The following is a 19,275-nucleotide window of genomic DNA, read 5'->3' on the forward strand; positions in this document are numbered from 1 at the left end:
ATCACCTTTCGAAATGTCGTGCATCCGCGACAACCGTTGCTAACAGAAAGTGTTCACACGACGATGCGTAGTGGCTCTTCGAGTACGTGCGTCAAGTCGCGCAGGAACGCCGCAGCCGTGGCGCCGTCCAGAACGCGGTGGTCCACCGTCAGCGTGATCTTCATGGTGGGCACGTTGATGAGTTGCCCGTCACGGAGGGTTGGTTGCGGGCTAGCCGCGCCCACTGCCAAGATCGCCGCCTCCGGCGGATTGATCACGGCGGTGAACTCGTCGATACCAAACATTCCGAGATTACTGATCGTGAATGTACCGCCGCTAAATTCGTCCGGCTTCAGCTTTCCTGCTCGCGCGCGAGCCGCCAACGCCCTTGTCTCGGTGGATATCTCGCTCAGCGTCTTTCGGTCTGCATCAGTGACGACGGGAACCATTAAGCCGTCTTCGATTGCCACCGCGAAGCCAACATTGATCCGCCCGTGCCGCACAATGCTGTCCCCTGCCCAGGATGAGTTGACGTGGGGGTGCGCGCGAATGGTGAGCGCTGCCGCACGCATCAGCAGGTCGTTCACGCTGATTTTCGCCCCTCCGGTTGTGGCTTCGCCGGTTGTGGCCCCGCCAGCCGCCGCCAACGTCGCGTTGACCTGCGACCGAAACGCGAGCAGTTTCTCCGCGTCCACCACCATAGTGAGCGAGAAGTGCGGCACCGCTTGGCTTTCGGTGAGCCGCGCGGCCGTGATGCGACGGATGTTGTTCAGCGGAATCCGCTCATCCCCCTCCGTGGTGTGGGGAGTCGGCGCCGGAGCGGCTCCGCCAACTGAGCTCGTCGGGTGCGCCCGGGTTTGCCCAGGAAATTCAGGGTGCGCAGCGGATTCAGGGTGCGCAGCGGCATGGGCATCTCGAGCGGCTGCGATGGCATCGGTGATATCCGCGCGCACCACCCTGCCCTCTGGTCCTGTTCCGGTCACGGTCGCCAGGTCGATTCCGTTGTCTCGAGCGACCTTTCGCGCTAGCGGAGAGGCCCGGAACCTTCCATCCTGAGCGGTCGGCACCGGGGCGGCTGGAGGTTTCAGCGCCGACGTTTGTGCTTGCGCGGGCAGGGGTTGAGCTAGTTGCACGCTCGGGGGCGAGCTGAGATCAGGCGCCGAAGAGTCGTCTCGCGCCGCAGGCTCGTCGGCGCCACTCCCATCACCCACCAGGGCTACCGCCGTCCCGATCGACACCGTGGAGCCCGCCTCTACGAGCAGCCGCTCCAGGACGCCCTCCTCAAACGACTCCAAGTCCATCGTGGCCTTGTCGGTTTCAATCTCGGCGAGTACATCCCCCTTGTGAACTTGGTCCCCCACCTTTTTCAGCCACCGGCTGAGTACGCCCTCTTCCATCGTGTCGGACAAGCGCGGCATCACTATCTCGGCCATGGCATTCTCCTATCGGGCAAACCGGGTGGCATCGAGGATTTCTCGGATCACCTTGCTCAGCGCCGCTGCATCGGGAAGAGCCGCACGTTCGAGTGGTTTGGAGTACGGCAACGGCACCTCAGCGGCCGCGACCCGGCGAACAGCCGCGTCCAAGTAGTCAAAAGCGCCCTCGCCGATGGTTGCCGCGATCTCGGCGCCGATCCCGTAGGAAAGCCAGTCCTCTTCGAACACGACCGCGCGGCTTGTCTTCCGCACGGACTCGCAGATGGTGTCCCGATCGAGCGGGCGCAGGCTCCGAAGGTCCACAACCTCCACCGAGACGCCTTCCTCCTCAAGCTTGTGGGCAACCTCGAGGGCAATGACGGTGCCGTGGGAGTAAGAGACGACGGTGAGGTCGGTTCCCGGCTTCACCACCGCTGCCTTGCCGATCTCGGCTGCTTCGTCCCCCGCGGGAACCGGGCCTTTCGTGTTGTAGAGGCCGAGGTTTTCGAGAAAGATCACCGGATCGTCGTCCCGGATGGCCGCGAGTAAGAGGGCCTTGGCATCCGCCGGCGTCGACGGCGCCACCACCTTCAGTCCGGGGATATGCGCGTACCAGACCTCGAGGTTCTGCGAATGGGTCGCAGCGAGCTGCTGGCCCCCGCCGCCAGGGGTGCGGATCACCATGGGCACCGAGGCCTGCCCACCGAACATGGAGTGGATCTTTGCTGCGTGGTTGACGATTTGATCGACTGCTTTGAGGCTGAAGTTGATCGTCATAATTTCCACCACTGGGCGCATGCCCAGCATGGCGGCGCCGATGGCTGCGCCGGTGAAACCCTCCTCAGCGATCGGGGTGTCTACCACTCGCTTGGGGCCGAACTCGGCAAGAAGTCCCGCGGTGATCTTGTACGAGCCTTCGAAGACGCCGATCTCTTCGCCCATGAGGAATACGTCGGGGTCGCGAATCATTTCCGCGCGGAGGGTCTCGTTCAGCGCCTGCCGATAGGTGATGATGGGAGCGTTCTGTTCCGCAGCGGGCGCGACCGTCTCTGGAGCGTGATCGTTTGTCATGACATTTGCCCCGGTCCGGTTTGTGCTGCGAGTAACGGGTCTCCGGGGAACGCCAGAGGTGCGTTGGCCACCGGCGTCGCATAGGCGTTGTCGAACAGGGCTTTTGGCTCCGGATCCGGGCTTTCCTGCGCGAACTTCACCGCCGCGTTTACCCGCTCATCGGCTTCAACATCGATCTCACTTGCCTGCTCCGCGTCGAGAGCGCCGTCTGCGATGAGCTTCGCCCGGAACGCCGGAACCGGATCCAATCGCTGCGCCTGCTGCGTGTCCGCCTCGCTACGGTAGCGGGCGGGGTCCACGACCGAATGGCCCCGCAACCGATAGCTCATCGCTTCGATAAGGCCGGGTTCGCGGGTGGTGCGGGCGCGCGTCAATGCTGCTCGGGCCGCGTCGCGCACCGCCACCACATCGTCGCCATCGACGCGGACGCCGTCGATCCGGTAGGACGCCCCCCGTTTGTACAGGTCCGGTTCGGCGGCGGCGTGCTCCACCGAAGTGCCCATTCCGAGTCGGTTGTTGATGATGACGTAGACGATCGGGAGCTTCCACAGACCGGCCAAGTTCAGGGACTCGTGGAATGCACCGATGTTGGTGGTCCCGTCGCCGAGCAAACACATGACGGCCTCGGCATCCGGCCCGGCTTCCGCGCGCAATTTCAGTGCCAGCGCGGCGCCGGTGGCGGGTGGGATCTGACCGCCGACGATGCCGTAACCACCGAGGGTCCGGCGAACGGCATCGAACATATGCATTGACCCCCCGCGCCCGCGGGAGACCCCGGTGGACTTGCCGAACAGCTCTGCCATTACCCGCCCCGGTTCCATTCCCCTGGCGAGGGAGTAGCCGTGGTCGCGGTAGGTCATGAACAGGTAATCCTTCTCGCCCAACGCATCCATCAATCCGACGACTGTCGCTTCCTCACCGAGATTGAGATGGCAGTAGCCCCCAATTTTTGCTCTGGCATACATTTCGCTGGCCCGCAGTTCGAAGGCCCGGATAAACGACATTTGCCGATAGAAATCGATCAAAACTTCCGGCGACTCATCGCTCGGCGCTTCCGGCAGGCTGTCTGTGGCACTCGGGCTTGCTGAGGCGGTGTTGGTCATCGCGCACCTCCCTGTGGGTATCGGTGGATTTGACCCTACGCCCCGCCAATTCACGCAATCGATGACGGTGGTTTCCTTTACACTCAGTCAGCTGCCCGCTTCACTGTGGACATCCAAACTCCGCCATAAAGGCTACTGTGCAACAAATCTCGCTGAGAGCATTACCGAGCGCCCGGGGTGCTTTGCAGTGCCTCGCGCACGCGGGTGCGGAGCTCCGGCAGTACCTCGGCGGCGAACCACGGATTCTTGGTCTGCCACCGAAAGTTCAGCGGCGACGGGTGGACGAGAGGGAATTGACGGGGGCCGAATTCGGCGAAATTGCGCACGGTCTCCGTCAGCGAATCACGCCGAGACTCGGGCAGGTAATAGTTTTGCGCGTACCTGCCAATCAGCAACGTGAGCCTGATATTGGGCATCAGGGTGAGCAGCGGCGGGTGCCATCGTTGCGCAAAACCCCTGCGCGGCGGCAGGTCTCCGCTGCGCCCGGGGCCGGGGAAGTAGAAGTCCATCGGCAGTAGCGAGAACAGTGCCGGGTCGCGGAACTGCGCCGGCGTCACCCCCAGCCACTCCATCAGGTTCTTCCCGCTGGCGTCATCCCATGGCACACCGCTGGTTTGTGCCTTGATCCCGGGGGCCTGCCCGATCACCGCAATGCGGGCCGTTGCCGACGCCGTGTAGATGGGGTGCCACCCGCGCTCCCGCATGACGGCGTTGGGTTCATCATCGGCTATGGCGCTGCGGATCGCGTCGAAGGATGCGAGGGCCTCGGCTCTGTGGACTCTGCGCATATCGACTCGATCGCCACGAAATGGCACCCACTCAGATTCCAATAAAGCTCGGGCTGCGCCGTCATGGCACATTGCAGGGGTGCCGTCGGCGTAGAGAACACGCCACCACGGTGCGCCGTCCTCCAGCAGCGACACGGCCTTGCCCGCCTGTCTGGGACCAATTCCGACCGCTTGGCCGATCTCGCCGTACGTAGCGACGCATCCCGTCGGAATGGCCATCACGAAAGCGCGCACCTCGGCCACGATGTCTGGGCTCATGATCCTGCTTCAGCTGTTGCGGGATAGGTGATCTCACCGTTTCGCACCTGCGCGAACGGTGTCAGTTCCGCAGGCTTGGTCGAGGTCAGGGACATGATGTTAAATACCGCCGCCCCCGCCACGATCAGTGCGTCGGTGATCAGCCGCCGGTGGCAGCGCCACGGTACTGCCTCGCTGCACATGATCGCCGGCACCGATCCCTGCGCAAGTTCGAGCAACTCCACTAGCCCGGCGGCGAACTCCGGAGTCGTCATATAGTCCGCGTAGTGACTGAAAGCCCTGACGCGCCAACCGGTGTTCGGACTTACTACCCCGACCGGGGTGTGCCTGCGACCGCCCAAGTCCTTTATCCACCGGTACCCGATATCGGAGGGTAGGGCCTGCTCGATCGCGTCCTGGTTCCACTGCGGGTACTTACGCGATGACGGAAACGAACGCACATCCACCAGGGAAGTCACGTTGTTTGCGCGCAGCATTGCCACCACCTCATCGAACTCCCGGGTGGAGTGGCCAAGAGTGAAAACCGTTGGCGCCAAGTCCGTTGTCTGCTTTTTCGTCATAGGAGCGAGGTCAATCCACCTGGGTGAGCGCTTCGCCCTTGTGCATCGCCAAGTGGTCGGTCTTGTCGCTCTTGATCTCGTATTGCGGCTCGTCTTCGCTGCAGCGCCGAGTGCGACCCATAAACTCCACATCCTTGGTGTGGACCTTCGTGATCACACCCTGCGTTCGGCCGGATTCGTAATTCCACCGCACGGCGTCACCGACTGAGAACTTCTTCGTCATCAGGCTTCTCCTTCTTCTTTCTTGTTTCTTCCCCGTCTGGAACGTTCGGCAAACGTCCCGGGCTAGGAAGCGAGCGCGATGATGTTTTCGCTGGCAACAAAGGCGGCGATCGCGATCAACATTCCGGCGAACGCTCTGGTGAGCGATACGTCGGGCAGCTTGCTGGCGATAGCTTTTCCGGCCAGCGAGGCGACCATCGCAGCGACGGCGAACGGGATGATGACGTGCCATTCGACATGTACGTGACCCGCTCTGGCGATGAGTGATGCGGTGGAGTTGAGTGTGACGATCAGCAGTGAGGTGCCCGCGGCCGTGGCCATGGACAGGCCGAAGATCAATACCAACACGGGAACGATGACGAAACCGCCGCCGACTCCGAAGAACCCGGTCAAAAATCCGACGCCTAGACCGGCCAGCAAGACGCGCACGCCAGTGGTGAGATCCCAGCTAGTGACGAACGGTGCGGGGCCCGGGCCACCCGCGGGGGTGGGCACTTTTGTTGTGGCTAACGCGGTCTTGGCAGCGGCGTCATTGCGCGCCCGGATCAACATGGCGACTGCAGCGAGCACCATGACGACGGCGAAACTGAGCAGCAGCCAGCGTTGGTCAACCTGTGCGTTGAGGGCAGTGCCAGCGACAGCCGCCCCAATACCGGCGATTCCGAACAGGACGCCGAGGCGCCACATCACGTGGTGGCTACGCGCGTATCCGCTCATGCCGGTGATGGACGCGGCGCCCACGATAACCAGGCTGCCAGTGGTCGCCTCCTGCGCGGTCTGACCCAACAGATAGATCAAGGCTGGGACGGTGAGAATCGCGCCGCCGCCGCCAAGCGCGCCCAGGAAGGCGCCGATCAGCAGACCTAGGCCGATGGCCGCCGCGACTATCAAGGTTGGACTCCGGCTTTGAAGATGCTGTTGCTGAAAAGGATGACTGCCTCCGTGCGCTCGCTGCCAAGGTCTGGGCTCTCCAGGGCAACGCTTGCCTGGCTTGCGGTGGCGGTGATTGCGCGGGAGACCCCGTACTCAGCTTGCCACTCCCCACAAGCGACAACCGCACCACCGACCGAGTTAGCGAAAAGCCGACAGCCCCGTGATCGCCTGCCCAACAACCAGAGTGTGCATCTCCACCGTGCCCTCATATGTGAGCAGCCCTCATATGTGAGCAGCCCTCATATGTGAGCACCGATTCGGGGTTGTTCATGTGCCGGATCACCGGGTACTCCAGGCTGACGCCACCCTACTCCGAGCGTTCGTATAAATGGCGGGCCCCAAACACCAAGCGGAAAATCCGGGCTCTTCCGACTTAGCAGGGGCGTAGGCGTTTGACCCTGGATGGCACTGGCCTGGTTTGGCGGGTGCAGGCCCACCGTACGCGGCGGCGTTGGTTGTCCTGGTTTCGGAAGCCGAATGCGATCCGGCCGATCATGGAGCCGTCGCTGTGGGGCGTAGCCGCGATGGGGTTCACGATTCGGTTCTCGCCTTCACTTTTTGCATTTGACAGATTCGTTTCGATCGCGGTGATCATCGGTTCCTGCCAGGTATCGACGGTGGTAGCCAGTCGGTGAATCTCGGGGGTCGAGCACCGGGCGGCGAAGGTGTAGAACTCGTCGAGGCGCCGCCAGATCTCATACCGAAGGCCGCCGTTATCTTTGCAGGCCAACACATCACGAAGAAGTTCTTTGGCGATCCAGGCGGCCGCAACATCGCCGTTGACATCCAGGTCCATGACTTTGTCGAACAGGTTCTGCCGCTGCTGGGCGGTCAACCTCTCAGCCTCGCGCAGCAACCGTCGGCGGCTGAGCCACTCCGGATCTGCCTTACGGCCGCGTCGCCCACGCAGTTCCTGAGTGGTCCTACGCCGAACTTCGTCGACCATCTCCTTCGCCAGCCGGACAAGATGAAACCGATCCACGACGATCTTCGCGTGCGGCAACGCCTCCCGGATCGCTTTCGCATACGAGGCAGACATATCGATCGCGACATGAGTGATACCGGCCTTAAACGCGGCGCCGCACCCATCGAGCCATCCCACCACCGCCTTAGCGTCCCGGCCGTTGACCTGAGCCAATAGGCCCTGATTCCCGCTGATACCGACGAATCCGGTATCGAAGGGGTCAACCCACCGGCGGAGCCCAGTGACCGGGTCGGTAACCCATTTCGGTTTACCCCGCCTGGTTTCGTCGATCCCGAGAACGAACACCGGATCAGGGTCAACACCTAAAACCGGGTCCAACAATTTCGAGAAGGACGGCAGAGACAAGATAGCAAGGAAAAGTTTCCAGAAGGCGCCCCCAGCACTGCCCGCTGCTGCCTGCGCCACGGACCGTGGACAGGATATCCGATGTTGTATCGTTGAAGTATGGCGAAACCTGGACCCACGACATCGGGCTACCACGAACGGCTGCCTGGCAACATCCTGAAACTGGCCCGAGCACAAAAAGGATTGTCGCAGCGGCAGCTTGCTAACGCAGCTGGAACCGCGCAGTCCTACATCGCCCGCATTGAATCTGGCACAGTGCAACCATCCATGCTGGCACTGTGCAAAATTCTCGCTGCGGCGGATCTGGAACTACGACCGCAACTCGCCTCGTATGACGATCACGATGATGTTCTCGACCGCCGACGTTCAGCACTGACCGACGACCAGCGTAGCGAAGCCGACGGCCGCCACCAGTCAATGGTCAATCTGTTCACGTCGGGCCCTGCAGCATGAGCGAACCATTCGACGCCGAAGCTATCTTCCGGGTCCTCAACCAGCACCACGTGCAGTACGTCGTCATCGGTGGATACGCCGCACTACTCCACGGCGGGACAAAACCAACTGTCGACGTCGATGTCACCCCCGCAACCGACACTCAAAACCTCACCAACCTCACCGCGGCGTTGGTCCATCTGCAGGCCCGCATTAGGGTCGACGGAATCCACGGCGGCCTTCCTTTTGCAACCGACGCGAACGCGCTAGCAGGAATGACTGCGTTAAACCTGGTAACTGCCTACGGTGAACTCGACCTGAGCCTCTCTCCGTCAGGCACGCAGGGCTACCCCGATCTAATCCGCGCCGCTGCCCCGCATCAAGTCGGAAATCTGGCCGTCCAAGTCGCCTCGCTACGAGACGTCATCCGCTCCAAAACAGCCGCGGGACGGCCGAAAGATTTCGATGCCCTACCCGAACTGATCACTATCGCCAATCGTCAACGCCCCCACGACCAGGTCCAAAACTTTCGCGGGGACTGATGCACTTATGGTGTGCGTGATCGGAGTTGACATTCTGGCAAGTGGACGTTTTGGATTGTTCTTATGACGACTTCTGATGGCCCCGCCCACCCGGTTTCCTCGCTCACCATTCGAACTGTCGATGGCGACGTTTTCAGGGAATGGCGCACCCCTGACGGCGAACTCCATGACGGGCCAAATGGGGAGCCTGCTCAGACGGAAATTTGGCCGGAGGGCAACCAGATCACTAGGTATTACACCGCTGGCGTGGCGACCAATGGGCGTGGGGGCAAGCCTGCCACTTCGTGGTTTTCCGGCGACGGCTCCTTTGGCTTTGAGAGGTGGACGGACGGCAAACTCACCGACGGACCTCAAGGCGAACCCGCCCGGGTGAACGTGGCCGAAGACGGCGCGATCATCGTGGAACGGTGGAATGACAGCCTGCGCAACAACGGATCCAGCGGTGAACCAGCCTGGCTGGAACTCAACATGGACGGAAGTGTGACGCGAAGCAACAGCCCGGTTCAGGGCGGTGCGGAGTCACTTGATCTGAAATGGGTGCTGGGTTGATGCGCAGGGCTGTGACTTTGAGGATCGAGCGGAGATCTCTGCGGGGCTGAAGGCGGGCTGGTCTCTCACCCAGATCGCGCAGGACCTGGTCGGTCGAAGTCGGAGATCATTCGAGAGGTCAAGCGCAACAACGTATCCGGCGTCGGTGGGTATCGGCCGGTGGCAGACGATCAGCGGGCTACGGCAGCGTAAAAAAACAAATTCCGCTGTCCGAAATCCACGCGGCGGATCAGATCGAGGCTAGCGCGTAAATATCCGCACTACCTACTGGGCGAACTGCGGGAATTTAGCTAACCACTGCTGCTCAGTAAATTCCGACCTAACAGGATGCCACTCAGGAATCTCCGCGTACGGACGAGGGAAATGTTCTAAGTCATCAATGTATGTCTCGTCATACGGTTCTACTGCCCATTCCGGTCGGTCATCGTAGTTGTAAGCGATCTCCAATGAATTGAGGTCTCTATCAAGAACGGTCTTGCAACTAAACCAAACCCCATGATTCGGCGTGGCCATTGCTTCCCTGAGACTTATTAACGCTCTCACTGTCCTGGACGGCACTTTCACGCTTCGCTCCTCGCCTTCACTGCTGAAGCTGGTGACTAAAAACTCCGACGCGCCTTGCGTACTATTCATTTGCACTACGAAGCGAACCCATCCATCGCTGTACTCATCGAGAATAGAATTCTGAATTTCGGTCTGTAATTCTTGAACTTCCTGATCCATAATATCTCCTAATTTGCTAAATATCTAAAAAATTCTTGTCCGTTGATTGTATAGGCAATGTCGTATCCAGCGGGACGCGTACTATTGCCCTTATAGCTAAACTCTATCTTAACGTTCACAGGTGTGCCCGCATCTGCCGCTTTTTTCCAAATGTCCTCTAACTTTCCGTATTCTCTCGTCCCCACAGCATTAAGTTCCGCCTTCATTCCAGTTATGTTGATATCCTCGTCAGGGCCACCGTATTGCGTCCCATAAATATGACCCCCTTGATCGCCGGGTTGACGGTCATTCCGTCCCCCTCGATTACCTGCTGTGCGTTGCTGGTGTGTGTTCCTCACCCCGCCAGATGTTGAATCCAGAACCGCTTCGCTTTTTACTACCCGCCCGGATGAATCGGTATGGTACACGAACTTGTTATCGACAACGTAGGTGGTATTCGGTTTAGGTGCGTTGAGTTCGGAATTCCATTGGCCAGGTTTGCCAGCCGCAGTACGGACAACCGGCAATTGGGTTTCCACAGCAAGAGGCTTCGGTCCCTGCGGAACACTTGGCTCACCATGCGGAGCCACGCCAGGTGTATCTGGCTGTGGTGTCGGACTGCTTCACCAAACAGGTGGTGGGTTACGCGATGGCCGATCACATACGCACCGAGCTGGTGATGCAAGCGATGATGATGGCGCACAAACGGAAGGCTTTCATTCCTGGAATAACCATATTTCACAGCGACCGCGGCTGCCAATACACCTCCACGGAACTGAAAGTAGCAGCGAAGGTATATGGACTGCGGCTTTCCCTTGGGCGTACCGGGACTTATTATGATAATGCGTGGGCGGAATCGTGGAATGGGACACTCAAAAACGAACGCGTTAACCGAACCGAATACCCCACACGTAAACACGCTCAAATTGACATTACCCAGTATATCGAACTAAGATGCAACCAGATTCGGCTTCACTCAGCACTCGGGTACCGAACCCCAAACGAAGCCGAAACCGAATGGCACCAACAGAACACGGCAGCATAAAACCCACCCAAAACACTGTCCGAAACAGCAAGGCTCCTCAGTGTTGCCTGCGTTATCCATTTAAAAATCGAACGGCTTCGTCTTACCACTTTTAAAGTCTTCCAGCGTGCCTTGATGAAGCATAACGATAAAGTTGAATGCGTAAATAAAGGACGGAAATGTCTCGACATCTCCGTCACCGAACCAATAAGCACGCGGGTCTGTAGGGTCAGCTGAAACTAGGAGACGGGCACCACTATCTGGGCTACTCCCTACAACGAACAGTAAATCAGGGTCAAAATCTGGCTCAAACTCTAACGCCACTTCTAAGCATACGTCGCTTTCCATCGCCTCGCTAGCGCGCTTAATTTCAGAAAGTGGCAGTAAGGAGAATGAGAAATAAACCTCATGCCAACCGTTAAATTGCCTGATCCATTCGTTAAATTCAAAGGGTGTATTCGCGTAAATCGCTGAATATTGCTCTAATTCTTCACTGGTCGCACCAAGCTCCGGCAGAGAGTCACCTATGAGCGAAGGGTTTTCGAACTCAAGAATTTGGCGTTTGAGAATGATGAGAAAGCCGACGAGATTTCGCCATCCCGCCTTAGTATTATCAAATTCCATAACCATTATCTGCAGCGCTCGCCTTCGCTTGATAATTCTCTTCACATGAATCAGAGTTAACCTATCATTATATTAGCACGTTGGGATCTTCAGGACCCTCTCTCGTACCGGAATTCGGTAGGCTTGAAGTGCTCGGGATATTTAGAACCCTGACTGCCCATTGTTAAATTTACCTTGGCGTCTTGACGGAGCCAAGGACCCACAGATTCGCCTTTACCTGTCCACATAGCATCCGGATTGTGCCCCACATGTTGGCCGGGCAAGTAAGGGTCGCCCTCACTGGCTTTCAATTTCTTCTCAGCAGCCACTGCGTGATCCTTTGCCCGCAAAAGCTCTTGGTCTTTGCTGGTTGCGACCCGCCCTTCAGACGCTACTTGCCCGTTTTTCAGCGCCTTATTGGCTCCATCTACTGCTTCTTGAGCCTGCACATGCTGCGCCTCGGTGTAGCCAGAGCGAGGCGGACGAAACACCACCGGCCCCGTCAACGCATCATCAATGGCAGAAGCACGCGCCGCCGAAGCCCCCGACCTGATTTCGCTCATCGTAGTACCCACCGAGGCGCTCCCTCCCCCAGGAAGAGCACCCGCCCGCGACGTCACCAAACCAGACGCTTCATCCAACACCGTCCTGCCATAAGCCCTCGCACCAGCAACCTGAGCGTTCGCCGAAATAGTGGTCCTCGAAGCCCAAGCCGACGCCGCATCACGCGCCGAACCGGCTCTCGCCTGCGTCAACCCAGCCGCAGCGTCCTCCGCCGCAGCACCAGCCTTCAAACCCCTCGCAGCATCACCAAAATACTTCAACCCCTTCAACGCCACCCCAGGACCCAACTGCCACAAAGCCTCCACACCCACATCCGCCCACGACGCCTCACCCCGCACCGCCTGCACCGAATGCACCCCCAACGCAGCAGCCCCCACCACCGTCATCGCAGTCCCCACACCAGCCATCGCCGCCCCCGCCGCCGCAGCCCCAGCCGCCGCAGAAGCAACAAAACCAGAAGCAGCCCCCGCCGCCGCCCACGCCGCAGGACCAGCCACCACAAACAACACCACCACAGCAACCACCAACAAAACAATCGTGATCACCGCCAAAACACTCGACAAATCCTCCCAAAAATGGGACCACGCCGACCTGTTCTGCATCCCCACCTGATGAGCAGCCTCCAACGACCCCTGCACCCGATCATCAGCAGACCTACGCTCACCCCCCAACTCATGAAGACTGTCCGTCGCCGCCTGCAACCTCGCCGCAGCCACCCGCACAGCCTCATCATGCGGATTCACCCCAGCAACAACAGGAACCGGCGCCACCAAAACACCCCCAGCCGCCGCATTCGCAACCACAGCAGCATTCACCGCAACCACAGGATCAACCCACGCCCCCTGCGCCGAAACAGCACGCGACTTGTCCCTGTCAGCCGACGCACCAGCCGCCCGAAACCCCTCCGCACGCACAGCAATATCGGCCACCACAGCGGCATAAGTTACAAACCCATCCCCCGCAACCTGATACGAAGACCCCAACTGATCCAAATGCACCGGCAACTCCAAAATCCGCGCACGAAAAGCATCCGCCGAATCCCCACGCCACACAGCGTCAGACGCACCATCAGACAACTACTAGTCGGCAAACAACCCGAATCCGACCGCAACCGGGCTACTTCTAGGCTAATTCTCGCAGAAGCCGTCGCCAACTGCATCTGGATTGGACCAGACCGCCCCAAATCCTCCCCCGCTTTGAAACACATCATCTAGCAGCCGCAATTGCACAAGAATACTTCAAGTTCCAGACTGAACTGGCTTTGCCCCTGCGGTTTTGAAGTCTTCTAAATCTACCTGATGGAGCATAGCAATCCAGTTAAAGGCGTAAATAAAGGACGGAAACTCGTTGATGTCACCATCACCAACCCAGTAAGCACGCGGGTCTCCTGGATTGGATGAAACTAAAAGGTACTCTCCATCCATCGGATCCCGTCCTACGACAAATAGTAAACTGGGATCCAACTCAGGTTCTTCATCAAGAAGAACTTCCAAAACCTCGTCGAATTTTATTGCTTCGCTGGCGCGTATTACCTCCGAAAGCGAAAATAGCGAAAAGTTGAAGCATATATTGTACCAACCATTTGACAGGGTTATCCATTCGTTGAATTCAGCCGGAGTATTATCACAGATGCTCGCGAACTGCTTTAGATCATCACTAGTCGCGCCTAACTCCGGTAGCGTGTCACCTATCAGCAAGGGGTTCTCAAATTTAAGAATCTCACGCTTGAGAATTATGAGGAAACCAATCAGATTCTTCCAACCGGCCTTCGTGTTGTCAAATATTTCGGTTGCCACCAGTTGCCTCCAGCTTCGCCCAGACAATACTTCCTAATAGTAACAGGAAATACCACTGCCAATGAAGGCAGCTTCGTCGATATTTATCGCGTGGGTTCGTACCGGAATTGAGTCGGCTTGTAATTTTTAGGATACTTCGAGCCTTGACTGCCAAGGGTTGAGTTCACCTTTCCATCCTGACGGAGCCATGGGCCAACTGACTCTGCCTTCCCGGTCCACATCGAATCTGGATTGTGACCTGCATGCTGACTCGGAAGATAGGGGTCACCCTCACTCGCAGCCCGCGTCCGCTCAACCTCTCTTGCTTTTTTGCTGGCTTTAGTCAGAACTGGGTCCTTCGACGTCTCGACGCGTCCGGTACGCGACAATTGACCGTTCTGCAAAGCCTTATTGGCTCCATCTACTGCCTCCTGCGCCTCCACATGCTGCACCTCGGTGTAGCCAGAGCGAGGCGGACGAAACACCACCGGCCCCGTCAACGCATCATCAATGGGGATTGCCCGCAGGATCCCCAGCCGCCCAGCGCTTGCCCCCGCAACCAAACAAACAGCAGCCTGATGAACCAACGAGCCGAAAAGGCTGGACAGCACCTTGACCTCCACGTGTTGACCCCACCCGGCCAGCTCCCGATGCCCGCATCTTTGCCGGTCAGTACAGCCACCCGCACCACCGCCGAATCCGCACATGCAGCAACAGACGACCTGGAGATCCGCGCCACTAGTCAATTCGCAGCCCAGACAAAACACCCTCAACGTCCCAGCGCAGTGGCACTCCACCACGATGACGGCTCAACGAACAAACTCTCTGACCAACGCAGCATCGCCTGAATGCTGAAGACCCAACACCACGCACCCCTAAGACCGGTACACGCACTCGAAGAAAAAGAACGACCGCACCATCTCGGCCGACAGGCCACCACCAAGGCCAGGTCGCCGCCGACCCAGTTACCTGGAACGTGGACTGTCCTGTCGGGCACGTCTCGTGGTGGGCTCCTGCCAGCCACCGCCGGCCAACGCACAAATATCCGCGCTCTTTACTGGGCAAACTGCGGGAACTTCGCCAACCACTGCTGCTCAGTGAATTGTTTACGCACCGCATGCCACTCCGGGATCTCCCCATAAGGCCGCGGGAACCTTTCCATATCAGCAATGTCCCCATCCGGCCCAGGCGAGATGTGCCAAACAGGCTCACGATCATAATTATACTTAATATCGAACGAATTCCGATCACGATCAACAATCGCCACCGCGCTAAGCCATGTCCCGTGCTCGGGGGTAACCATTAGCTTCCGCAACTTAATAAAAGCGTGCACAGCAGTCGACGGCACCTCGAGGCTCTGTTCAAGACCAGCCTCATCGAAACTCGTGCAGTATGGCTCGTACACCGCCTCGTTCGCATTGACAAGCATTTCAATCCGACTGCACTCCTGGGCAGCAGCGCCCAACATAGCCTGCGCAATCACGCTCTGCAGTTCCTGCATATCCGACATGGCAGTAGCTTTCTATTGATAGAACATTCGGGGCGGTCTTGGTGCTTCTCCGCTTATTGTGAAGTTTACCTCCTAACTGGAAGGCCTGAGACTAGCGCCATCATAATTAACTTTCACCGACACCTCAACAGACTTCCCTTGACGAATAGCATCGGCCCACTCTCGTTCCATATCCCCATATTGGCCCTTCCCGCCTCCGTTGAGACTGGCCTTCATCGCCCGGTCATCGCCGCCAGCTTTCGTCTGCTGGCCTGGGTGTCTTGCACCAGCCACCAGTTCATCGAGCTTTGCGCTGCTGTCCCTGACCCGGCCCAAATCGTCAGTGTGATAAACGAACTTGTTGTCAACAATGTAGGTGGTGTTGGGTTTCGGCGTGTACAGCTCTTTATTCCACCCACCCTTACCACCAGACTGGGTACGGACAACCGGCAATTGGAATTCCGAACTCAACGCACCTAAACCGAATACCACCTATGTGCCGGTGGGCGAAGGTTTCCCGTTCCGGGTACTCGGATTGGCGTGATCGTGCACCATCAGCGACTGCGCTGTGGCGGCGTGATCTGGCCAGTGTCATCCAGTTCCTGTTTGAGCAGTCCGATAGTACTTACGGTTATCGAAGGATCCACGCTGACCTGGCCAGGCGTTGTAACCACTGCCACCCTGAGACGGTGCGGGTGCTGATGCGGGAAATGAACTTGGTGACGTGCCAGCCAAAACCGTTCCGGCCGACCACCACCATCGCCGGTGACAGTTCCACGACCGCGGACTTGGTCAACCGTGATTTCACCGCCGAGGCGCCGGCGCAGAAGTTGGTCTCCGACATCACCTACATCCAGACGTGGGAGGGATGGATGTATCTGGCTGTGGTGTCGGACTGCTTCACCAAACAGGTGGTGGGTTACGCGATGGCCGATCACATGCGCACCGAACTGGTCCTGCAAGCAATAGATGATGGCGCACAAACAGAAGGCTTTCATTCCTGGAATAACCATATTTCACAGCGACCGCGGCTGCCAATACACCTCCACGGAACTGAAAGCAGCAGCGAAGCTATATGGGCTACGGCTTTCCCTTGGGCGTACCGGGACTTATTATGATAATGCGTGGGCGGAATCGTGGAATGGGGCTCTCAAAAACGAACGCGTTAACCGAACCGAATACCCCACACGTAAACACGCACAAATTGACATTACCCAATACATCGAACTAAGATACAACCAGATTCGGCTTCACTCAGCACTCGGATACCGAACCCCAAACGAAGCCGAAACCGAATGGCACCAACAGAACACGGCAGCATAAAACCCACCCAAAAACTGTCCGAGAACAGCAGGGCTGCTCACACGCCAACCCTGGTCCCTTTGGGCGAGCCATTGCTTAAACGCCTGCTTGGAGCGTCCTTCAACGATTTTCTTCAGCGCAGTCCCGAGGACACGTTTGGATAGGCAGCCATACAATTCGGAGCTCACCAAATCTAATTAACGCACTTTGACATAACGCGCTGCCCGGCTAACAATACGAACTCGCCAGTGCCGCGGACTGCTTAGAAGCACCAAACGTCGTCTACCGCCTCTGGATTGGGACAGGCTGACCTCAATCCTCCCCACATTTATTATTCACCCTCCACTAGTGCAATCGCATAGGAATGCGCATTTTCAAGAATGAGCGGGTTTACTTCTCCCCGATTTAAAGCCTTCTAGCGCGCTTTGATGGAGCATCACAATCCAGTTGAAGGCATAAATAAAGGATGGAAATTCGTTGGCGTCACCTTCGCCAACCCAGTAGGCACGCGGATCCGATGGATTAGCTGAAACCAGGAGATACTGCCCATCTAACGGATCCCGTCCTACGACAAATAGCAACTTCGGATCCAGTTGAGGCTCTTCGTCTAGAATCACCTCCAGAATTTCATCGAATGCCATTGCTTCGCTTGCGCGTATTACTTCAGGAAGTGAGAAAAGAGAAAAGTTGAAGTATATGTTGTGCCAACCGTTATACCGACCAATCCATTCGTTGAATTCAGCCGGAGCGGTCTCGCATATCCTCGCGAACTCTCGAAGTTCGTCACTAGTTGCACCCAGCTCCGGTAGCGTCTCCCCAATCAGTGAGGGGCTCTCGAATTCAGCTATTTCACGCTTGATAATAATCAAGAAGCCGACAAGGTTCTTCCAACCGGCCTTCGTGTTGTCAAAGATTTCGGTTGCCACCAGTTACCTCCAGCTTCGCCCAGACAATACTTGCCAATAGTAACAGGAAATACCACTGCCAATGAAGGCAGCTTCGTCGATATTTATCGCGTGGGTTCGTACCGGAATTGAGTCGGCTTGTAATTTTTAGGATACTTCGAGCCTTGACTGCCAAGGGTTGAGTTCACCTTTCCATCCTGACGGAGCCATGGGCCAACTGACTCTGCCTTCCCGGTCCACATCGCGTCTGGATTGTGTCCTGCATGCTGACCCGGAAGATACGGGTCACCCTCACTCGCAGCCCGGCTCCGCTCAACCTCTCTTGCTTTTGCGCTTTCCTGCATAAGTTGTGGATCCTTGGACGTCTCGACGCGTCCGGTACGCGACAATTGGCTGTTCTGCAAAGCCTTATTGGCTCCATCTACTGCCTCCTGCGCCTCCACATGCTGCACCTCGGTGTAGCCAGAGCGAGGCGGACGAAACACCACCGGCCCCGTCAACGCATCATCAATGGCAGAAGCACGCGCCGCCGAAGCCCCCGACCTGATTTCGCTCATCGTAGTACCCACCGAGGCGCTGCCTCCCCCAGGAAGAGCACCCGCCCGCGACGTCACCAAACCAGACGCTTCATCCAACACCGTCCTGCCATAAGCCCTCGCACCAGCAACCTGAGCGTTCGCCGAAATAGTGGTCCTCGAAGCCCAAGCCGACGCCGCATCACGCGCCGAACCGGCTCTCGCCTGCGTCAACCCAGCCGCAGCGTCCTCCGCCGCAGCACCAGCCTTCAAACCCCTCGCAGCATCACCAAAATACTTCAACCCCTTCAACGCCACCCCAGGACCCAACTGCCACAAAGCCTCCACACCCACATCCGCCCACGACGCCTCACCCCGCACCGCCTGCACCGAATGCACCCCCAACGCAGCAGCCCCCACCACCGTCATCGCAGTCCCCACACCAGCCATCGCCGCCCCCGCCGCCGCAGCCCCAGCCGCCGCAGAAGCAACAAAACCAGAAGCAGCCCCCGCCGCCGCCCACGCCGCAGGACCAGCCACCACAAACAACACCACCACAGCAACCACCAACAAAACAATCGTGATCACCGCCAAAACACTCGACAAATCCTCCCAAAAATGGGACCACGCCGACCTGTTCTGCATCCCCACCTGATGAGCAGCCTCCAACGACCCCTGCACCCGATCATCAGCAGACCTACGCTTACCCCCCAACTCATGAAGACTCTCCGTCGCCGCCTGCAACCTCGCCGCAGCCACCCGCACAGCCTCATCATGCGGATTCACCCCAGCAACAACAGGAGCCGGCGCCACCAAAACACCCCCAGCCGCCGCATTCGCAACCACAGCAGCATTCACCGCAACCACAGGATCAACCCACGCCCCCTGCGCCGAAACAGCACGCGACTTGTCTCTGTCAGCCGACGCACCAGCCGCCCGAAACCCCTCCGCACGCACAGCAATATCGGCCACCACAGAGGCATAAGTTACAAACCCATCCCCCGCAACCTGATACGAAGACCCCAACTGATCCAAATGCACCGGCAGGGACTTGTCACCAACAAGATCGTCGGACGCCACCCGAACGGTTCACCGGACAGACGTCGCAGCAACGTATCTCGCGGAACACCCCGCCCACCGCAGCTTGCGCATAGCCGGTCGACGGCCATTGACCGGCACAGAAGGATCGCCCGATCCGGTTCCAGGATCTGACC

The 19,275-nt window shown here is 58.5% G+C and carries 23 protein-coding genes and 2 pseudogenes; 7 read left to right on the forward strand and 18 right to left on the reverse strand.

Annotated features, from left to right (window positions below; translation table 11 throughout):
- Positions 1-53: 53 nt before the first annotated feature.
- The 9 genes and pseudogenes from EH165_RS12330 to EH165_RS12365 form a co-directional block, all read right to left on the reverse strand.
- Complete coding sequence (locus tag EH165_RS12330; RefSeq protein WP_206425946.1) at positions 54-1,412, reverse strand: dihydrolipoamide acetyltransferase family protein; 1,359 nt, start codon at positions 1,410-1,412, stop codon at positions 54-56.
- Between the two features lie 9 nt (positions 1,413-1,421).
- Positions 1,422-2,465 carry an alpha-ketoacid dehydrogenase subunit beta gene (locus EH165_RS12335; protein WP_124799709.1) on the reverse strand — a complete coding sequence of 348 codons (1,044 nt, stop codon included), beginning with the start codon at positions 2,463-2,465 and terminating at the stop codon, positions 1,422-1,424.
- Positions 2,462-3,568 carry a pyruvate dehydrogenase (acetyl-transferring) E1 component subunit alpha gene (pdhA, locus tag EH165_RS12340; protein WP_124799710.1) on the reverse strand — a complete coding sequence of 369 codons (1,107 nt, stop codon included), beginning with the start codon at positions 3,566-3,568 and terminating at the stop codon, positions 2,462-2,464. Before pdhA ends, EH165_RS12335 begins: the two co-directional genes overlap by 4 nt.
- Before the next feature lie 161 nt (positions 3,569-3,729).
- A complete protein-coding gene (locus EH165_RS12345) occupies positions 3,730-4,356 on the reverse strand; it encodes a uracil-DNA glycosylase family protein (RefSeq protein ID WP_422392154.1) in 627 nt (208 codons plus the stop codon).
- 42 nt (positions 4,357-4,398) lie between these two features.
- A pseudogene (locus EH165_RS16885) lies at positions 4,399-4,614 on the reverse strand (MGMT family protein); the annotation flags it as partial.
- Positions 4,611-5,174, reverse strand: coding sequence for a DUF488 domain-containing protein (locus EH165_RS12350; RefSeq protein ID WP_124799712.1), 564 nt, complete (start codon positions 5,172-5,174; stop codon positions 4,611-4,613). The gene EH165_RS12350 and the pseudogene EH165_RS16885, both read right to left, overlap by 4 nt.
- A gap of 10 nt (positions 5,175-5,184) precedes the next feature.
- Positions 5,185-5,397 carry a hypervirulence associated TUDOR domain-containing protein gene (locus EH165_RS12355; protein ID WP_124799713.1) on the reverse strand — a complete coding sequence of 71 codons (213 nt, stop codon included), beginning with the start codon at positions 5,395-5,397 and terminating at the stop codon, positions 5,185-5,187.
- Between the two features lie 62 nt (positions 5,398-5,459).
- Positions 5,460-6,287: a sulfite exporter TauE/SafE family protein gene (locus EH165_RS12360; RefSeq protein ID WP_124799714.1), complete on the reverse strand. Its 828-nt coding sequence runs from the start codon at positions 6,285-6,287 to the stop codon at positions 5,460-5,462.
- Positions 6,288-6,702: 415 nt separating this feature from the next.
- A pseudogene (locus tag EH165_RS12365) lies at positions 6,703-7,602 on the reverse strand (ISL3 family transposase); the annotation flags it as partial.
- A 156-nt stretch (positions 7,603-7,758) separates the two neighbouring features.
- On the opposite strand from EH165_RS12365, the gene EH165_RS12370 reads away from it, so the two are divergent.
- From EH165_RS12370 to EH165_RS12380, 3 genes are all read left to right on the forward strand, one after another.
- On the forward strand, positions 7,759-8,112 hold the full coding sequence (locus EH165_RS12370) for a helix-turn-helix domain-containing protein (RefSeq protein ID WP_124799716.1): 354 nt from the start codon (positions 7,759-7,761) through the stop codon (positions 8,110-8,112).
- Positions 8,109-8,633: a DUF6036 family nucleotidyltransferase gene (locus tag EH165_RS12375; RefSeq protein WP_124799717.1), complete on the forward strand. Its 525-nt coding sequence runs from the start codon at positions 8,109-8,111 to the stop codon at positions 8,631-8,633. Before EH165_RS12370 ends, EH165_RS12375 begins: the two co-directional genes overlap by 4 nt.
- Before the next feature lie 63 nt (positions 8,634-8,696).
- Positions 8,697-9,182, forward strand: a complete 486-nt coding sequence (locus tag EH165_RS12380) for a hypothetical protein (RefSeq protein ID WP_124799718.1) — start codon at positions 8,697-8,699, stop codon at positions 9,180-9,182.
- Between the two features lie 264 nt (positions 9,183-9,446).
- Here EH165_RS12380 and EH165_RS12385 read toward each other — a convergent pair whose 3' ends face one another.
- Positions 9,447-9,905, reverse strand: coding sequence for a hypothetical protein (locus EH165_RS12385; protein ID WP_124799719.1), 459 nt, complete (start codon positions 9,903-9,905; stop codon positions 9,447-9,449).
- An 8-nt stretch (positions 9,906-9,913) separates the two neighbouring features.
- Positions 9,914-10,423, reverse strand: coding sequence for a DNA/RNA non-specific endonuclease (locus EH165_RS12390; protein ID WP_164479213.1), 510 nt, complete (start codon positions 10,421-10,423; stop codon positions 9,914-9,916).
- A 56-nt stretch (positions 10,424-10,479) separates the two neighbouring features.
- Here EH165_RS12390 and EH165_RS16890 point away from each other — a divergent pair, with 56 nt between their 5' ends.
- Entirely contained in the window at positions 10,480-10,929 is a 450-nt protein-coding gene (locus tag EH165_RS16890; protein WP_164479214.1) for a DDE-type integrase/transposase/recombinase, read from the forward strand.
- Positions 10,930-10,989: 60 nt separating this feature from the next.
- On the opposite strand, the gene EH165_RS12400 is transcribed toward EH165_RS16890, so the two are convergent.
- From EH165_RS12400 to EH165_RS12410, 3 genes are all read right to left on the reverse strand, one after another.
- A complete protein-coding gene (locus EH165_RS12400; protein WP_124799721.1) occupies positions 10,990-11,577 on the reverse strand; it encodes a hypothetical protein in 588 nt (195 codons plus the stop codon).
- Between the two features lie 44 nt (positions 11,578-11,621).
- Positions 11,622-13,073, reverse strand: coding sequence for a hypothetical protein (locus tag EH165_RS12405; RefSeq protein ID WP_124799722.1), 1,452 nt, complete (start codon positions 13,071-13,073; stop codon positions 11,622-11,624).
- Between the two features lie 240 nt (positions 13,074-13,313).
- The gene (locus tag EH165_RS12410) at positions 13,314-13,871 is read right to left on the reverse strand and encodes a hypothetical protein (protein ID WP_124799723.1); all 558 of its coding nucleotides are present in this window, start codon (positions 13,869-13,871) and stop codon (positions 13,314-13,316) included.
- Between the two features lie 557 nt (positions 13,872-14,428).
- Between EH165_RS12410 and EH165_RS12420 the strand changes: the two genes are divergently transcribed.
- Positions 14,429-14,698, forward strand: coding sequence for a hypothetical protein (locus EH165_RS12420; RefSeq protein ID WP_164479215.1), 270 nt, complete (start codon positions 14,429-14,431; stop codon positions 14,696-14,698).
- 206 nt (positions 14,699-14,904) lie between these two features.
- Here the strand turns inward: EH165_RS12420 and EH165_RS12425 are convergent, their stop codons facing one another.
- Positions 14,905-15,360, reverse strand: coding sequence for a hypothetical protein (locus EH165_RS12425; RefSeq protein ID WP_124799726.1), 456 nt, complete (start codon positions 15,358-15,360; stop codon positions 14,905-14,907).
- A gap of 72 nt (positions 15,361-15,432) precedes the next feature.
- Positions 15,433-15,810, reverse strand: a complete 378-nt coding sequence (locus EH165_RS12430) for a DNA/RNA non-specific endonuclease (protein ID WP_124799727.1) — start codon at positions 15,808-15,810, stop codon at positions 15,433-15,435.
- A 23-nt stretch (positions 15,811-15,833) separates the two neighbouring features.
- Between EH165_RS12430 and EH165_RS12435 the strand changes: the two genes are divergently transcribed.
- Positions 15,834-16,457, forward strand: a complete 624-nt coding sequence (locus tag EH165_RS12435; RefSeq protein WP_124799728.1) for an IS3 family transposase — start codon at positions 15,834-15,836, stop codon at positions 16,455-16,457.
- Positions 16,393-16,662, forward strand: coding sequence for an integrase core domain-containing protein (locus tag EH165_RS16895; protein ID WP_422392155.1), 270 nt, complete (start codon positions 16,393-16,395; stop codon positions 16,660-16,662). The genes EH165_RS12435 and EH165_RS16895 overlap by 65 nt, the downstream gene beginning before the upstream one ends.
- A 353-nt stretch (positions 16,663-17,015) precedes the next feature.
- On the opposite strand, the gene EH165_RS12445 is transcribed toward EH165_RS16895, so the two are convergent.
- Positions 17,016-17,567, reverse strand: coding sequence for an SMI1/KNR4 family protein (locus tag EH165_RS12445; RefSeq protein WP_124799730.1), 552 nt, complete (start codon positions 17,565-17,567; stop codon positions 17,016-17,018).
- Positions 17,568-17,650: 83 nt separating this feature from the next.
- Positions 17,651-19,141, reverse strand: coding sequence for a hypothetical protein (locus EH165_RS12450; protein ID WP_124799731.1), 1,491 nt, complete (start codon positions 19,139-19,141; stop codon positions 17,651-17,653).
- Between the last annotated feature and the right edge of the window lie 134 nt (positions 19,142-19,275).

Source organism: Nakamurella antarctica, assembly GCF_003860405.1.
GTDB classification, from domain to species: domain Bacteria; phylum Actinomycetota; class Actinomycetes; order Mycobacteriales; family Nakamurellaceae; genus Nakamurella; species Nakamurella antarctica.

Coding starts and splice junctions, on each gene's coding strand:
- EH165_RS12385 (WP_124799719.1), bottom strand. CDS start 9,905: ATGGATCAGGAAGTTCAAGAATTACAGACCGAAATTCAGAATTCTATT.
- EH165_RS12355 (WP_124799713.1), bottom strand. CDS start 5,397: ATGACGAAGAAGTTCTCAGTCGGTGACGCCGTGCGGTGGAATTACGAA.
- EH165_RS12380 (WP_124799718.1), top strand. CDS start 8,697: ATGACGACTTCTGATGGCCCCGCCCACCCGGTTTCCTCGCTCACCATT.
- EH165_RS12345 (WP_422392154.1), bottom strand. CDS start 4,356: ATGCGCAGAGTCCACAGAGCCGAGGCCCTCGCATCCTTCGACGCGATC.
- EH165_RS12370 (WP_124799716.1), top strand. CDS start 7,759: ATGGCGAAACCTGGACCCACGACATCGGGCTACCACGAACGGCTGCCT.
- EH165_RS12330 (WP_206425946.1), bottom strand. CDS start 1,412: ATGGCCGAGATAGTGATGCCGCGCTTGTCCGACACGATGGAAGAGGGC.
- EH165_RS12350 (WP_124799712.1), bottom strand. CDS start 5,174: ATGACGAAAAAGCAGACAACGGACTTGGCGCCAACGGTTTTCACTCTT.
- EH165_RS12435 (WP_124799728.1), top strand. CDS start 15,834: ATGTGCCGGTGGGCGAAGGTTTCCCGTTCCGGGTACTCGGATTGGCGT.
- EH165_RS12375 (WP_124799717.1), top strand. CDS start 8,109: ATGAGCGAACCATTCGACGCCGAAGCTATCTTCCGGGTCCTCAACCAG.
- pdhA (WP_124799710.1), bottom strand. CDS start 3,568: ATGACCAACACCGCCTCAGCAAGCCCGAGTGCCACAGACAGCCTGCCG.
- EH165_RS12425 (WP_124799726.1), bottom strand. CDS start 15,360: ATGTCGGATATGCAGGAACTGCAGAGCGTGATTGCGCAGGCTATGTTG.
- EH165_RS12420 (WP_164479215.1), top strand. CDS start 14,429: ATGAACCAACGAGCCGAAAAGGCTGGACAGCACCTTGACCTCCACGTG.
- EH165_RS12335 (WP_124799709.1), bottom strand. CDS start 2,465: ATGACAAACGATCACGCTCCAGAGACGGTCGCGCCCGCTGCGGAACAG.